Source organism: Acinetobacter tianfuensis, from assembly GCF_003611465.1.
GTDB classification, from domain to species: domain Bacteria; phylum Pseudomonadota; class Gammaproteobacteria; order Pseudomonadales; family Moraxellaceae; genus Acinetobacter; species Acinetobacter tianfuensis.
Map to the genome: position 1 here is coordinate 1 of NZ_RAXV01000075.1, position 2,651 is coordinate 2,651.

Here is a 2,651-nt window from a genome sequence, read left to right on the forward strand (position 1 = left end):
GTAAGCGTCCGCTGAACCCCATAGCTATTTTTTAATTCGGTTCAGGTTTCCAGCGGTGTGGTAGTAATTCTTCTATTTGGGTCACTTTATGTGTCGGTAACCTTTTCAGCACATCACTTAAATAGGCATACGGATCTAGACCATTCAACTTTGCTGACTGAATCAGCGTCATGATATTCGCCGCTCGCTGGCCGCTGCGCAGCGAGCCAGCAAACAGCCAGTTTTTACGCCCCAATGCCCAGGGACGCATCTGGTTCTCAACCCAATTATTGTCAATTGGCAAATTGCCATCATCCAGATAGCGGCTTAAGGCTGGCCAACGCTTCAGAGTGTAATTGATGGCCTTGGCGGTGGCAGAACTCGATGGCACCGTCAGATGATGCTGGTTGAGCCATTCATATAGTTGTTGCATGACCGCTTGACTATGCTGTTGCCGGTATTCGCGGCGGTGTTCTGCTGTACCGTCGGTCTCTTTTCTGAGTTCTGCTTCTATAGCATACAGTTTCTGAATCAGCACTAAGGCCTGTTCAGCGACCTGACTTTTCCCGGTCACATGCAGTTCATGGAATTTACGACGCGCATGCGCCATGCAGCCCACTTCAATGACCTGGCCTGATCTAAAGCGTGCTTTATAGCCACTATAATCATCACAGATCAGATAACCTTGCCAGCCTTTCAGGAAATCTTCAGCATGTTGACCTGAACGACTATCCTGGAAGTCATAGATCACCGCCTGAACTGGATTGTATTGTGTCGTAGCATAGGCCCAGACATAACCTTTCTTTGGTTTTTTCTCATCATCACCAAGCTGCATGATGGTGACCGCTGTTTCATCGGCATGCATCACTTGCTGTTGCAGCACCACCTGCTTTAAAGCATTGGCCAAAGGTTCAAGTTCCACACCACAGCGGCCAATCCAGTCAGATAACGTGGATCTCGACAGATCAACACCTGCGCGTAGAAAGATCAGGCGCTGACGGTACAAGGGTAAATGATCGGCATACTTGGATACCAGCACATGGCTAAGCAGTTCAGGGCTAGCAATGCCTTTATCAATCACATAGGCTGGCATCGCTTGCTGAGTCAGGGTGTCACACTGATCACAGATCCATTTGCCACGCACATGTTGTTCTTTATAAAATTGTGCCGGTCTGAAATTCAGTTTTTCACTGATATCTTCGCCGATACGACGTAACTGGCAGCCACAACTGCATTGCGTTGATGCAGGTTCATGCTCGATACGGAGGGTTGACAGGTGATCCGGTAGCGGTCGACGTTTAGGTTTGTTGACTGTGGCTTTCTGTGTAGCTGCATCCGTTTTATCTGCATTCAGCCGTTCCAGTTCCAGGTCGACTGCTGCGATATCTTCTTCAACTGCTTCATCTAACAGGCTGATTTGTTTGGCAGTGAGATGTTCGTTTTTACTGCCGAATTTGTGCTTTTTAAACAGCGCCAGTTCATGCTCGTATTTTTGCGTGAGAACAGAGAGGTGTTGAACTTTTGAATCGAGTTGCTGATTTGATACCGCAAGCTGTTGGACTTTGGCATCCAATTGTTGGTTTGATACTTCAAGATTTTGAACTTTAACGTCTAATTGTTGTTTATCTTCTGCGAGTTGTTGATGCTGCATCGCCAACTGCCGGGTAAATTCCAGCAGTTGTTCATGGCTCAGTTGGCTTAAGTCAGGCAGCGTATTCATGACCGCAGTATGCCTGAGGTCATGACAAGAATGAAATAGAACGTTTGGAGAATAGCAGAATGCACTCGTCTAGTTTAGAGCATAGTGACCACCTGCTGTCGTCCAATGCGCTGCCAGGGCAAACCCTGGATCAGTGCCTGTAACTGTTCTGGACTGAGGGCTACGGTTTCACCCTGATGCAGCTGAGCCCAGTGAAATTTACCCTGTTCCAACCGCCGGGCACACAGCCAGATACCCAACCCATCATGTACCAGCACTTTCATACGATGACCACGTTTATTACAGAACAGGTAGGCGCAATGCGGTTTGATCGAGCCAAAGGCTTTCATAATCTGCGCCATGGCAGTATCCATCCCTGCACGCATATCCATCGGCTGGGTAGAAAGCCAGATTTCATCAATACGGATCATTGAGTCAAACCCTGGATCAGCAACAGTAATTCAGTTGCATACTCCACTGGCCATTCGATTTCGATCACCTGATCTCTTGCGGAACATTGTTCCTTATGCAGTGGAATTCTGATATGAGCGAAAGCTTTCTTCTCCGGCACAGGTGGCGGAGGTACTTCTTGTTTGACTGGAGTCGAAGGCAGCACAATGGGAAGAAAGTCGACCTGCACACTGGATTGGGTTGTTAATGCAGGGAGCATTGATCTGAACTGGCGAATCCATTTATGCAACAGATTGGCATTGATCTGATGTTGGATTGCTACCTTGGCCACCGATGTATCTGGCTGCAGACATTGCTGAATAAGTTGATGTTTAAATTCAGCCGTGAAGGTTCGACGGGGCTTCTTTAGCGTTGGTGCACTGTCTATAGTTGGTGCACTGTCTATAGTTGGTGCACTGTATATAACTGTCTTTAAATCCATAAATAGGTGTCCACTTAAATTTTAGTGGACACTATCGCGGTATTAATGAGTGAGAAAAAGTGGGGTTCAGCGGATGCTTAC

The 2,651-nt window shown here is 47.4% G+C and carries 3 protein-coding genes; all 3 read right to left on the minus strand.

Annotated features, from left to right (window positions below; genetic code table 11):
• Positions 1-31 precede the first annotated feature (31 nt).
• The 3 genes from tnpC to tnpA all read right to left on the minus strand — a co-directional run bounded on the left by tnpC (position 32) and on the right by tnpA (position 2,570).
• Positions 32-1,699: an IS66 family transposase gene (gene tnpC, locus D7V32_RS16840; protein ID WP_120403921.1), complete on the minus strand. Its 1,668-nt coding sequence runs from the start codon at positions 1,697-1,699 to the stop codon at positions 32-34.
• A gap of 74 nt (positions 1,700-1,773) precedes the next feature.
• Positions 1,774-2,109 (minus strand): IS66 family insertion sequence element accessory protein TnpB, encoded by a 336-nt coding sequence (tnpB, locus tag D7V32_RS16845; RefSeq protein ID WP_120403922.1) that lies wholly within the window; start codon positions 2,107-2,109, stop codon positions 1,774-1,776.
• Entirely contained in the window at positions 2,106-2,570 is a 465-nt protein-coding gene (tnpA, locus tag D7V32_RS16850; protein ID WP_120403923.1) for an IS66-like element accessory protein TnpA, read from the minus strand. Before tnpA ends, tnpB begins: the two co-directional genes overlap by 4 nt.
• Between the last annotated feature and the right edge of the window lie 81 nt (positions 2,571-2,651).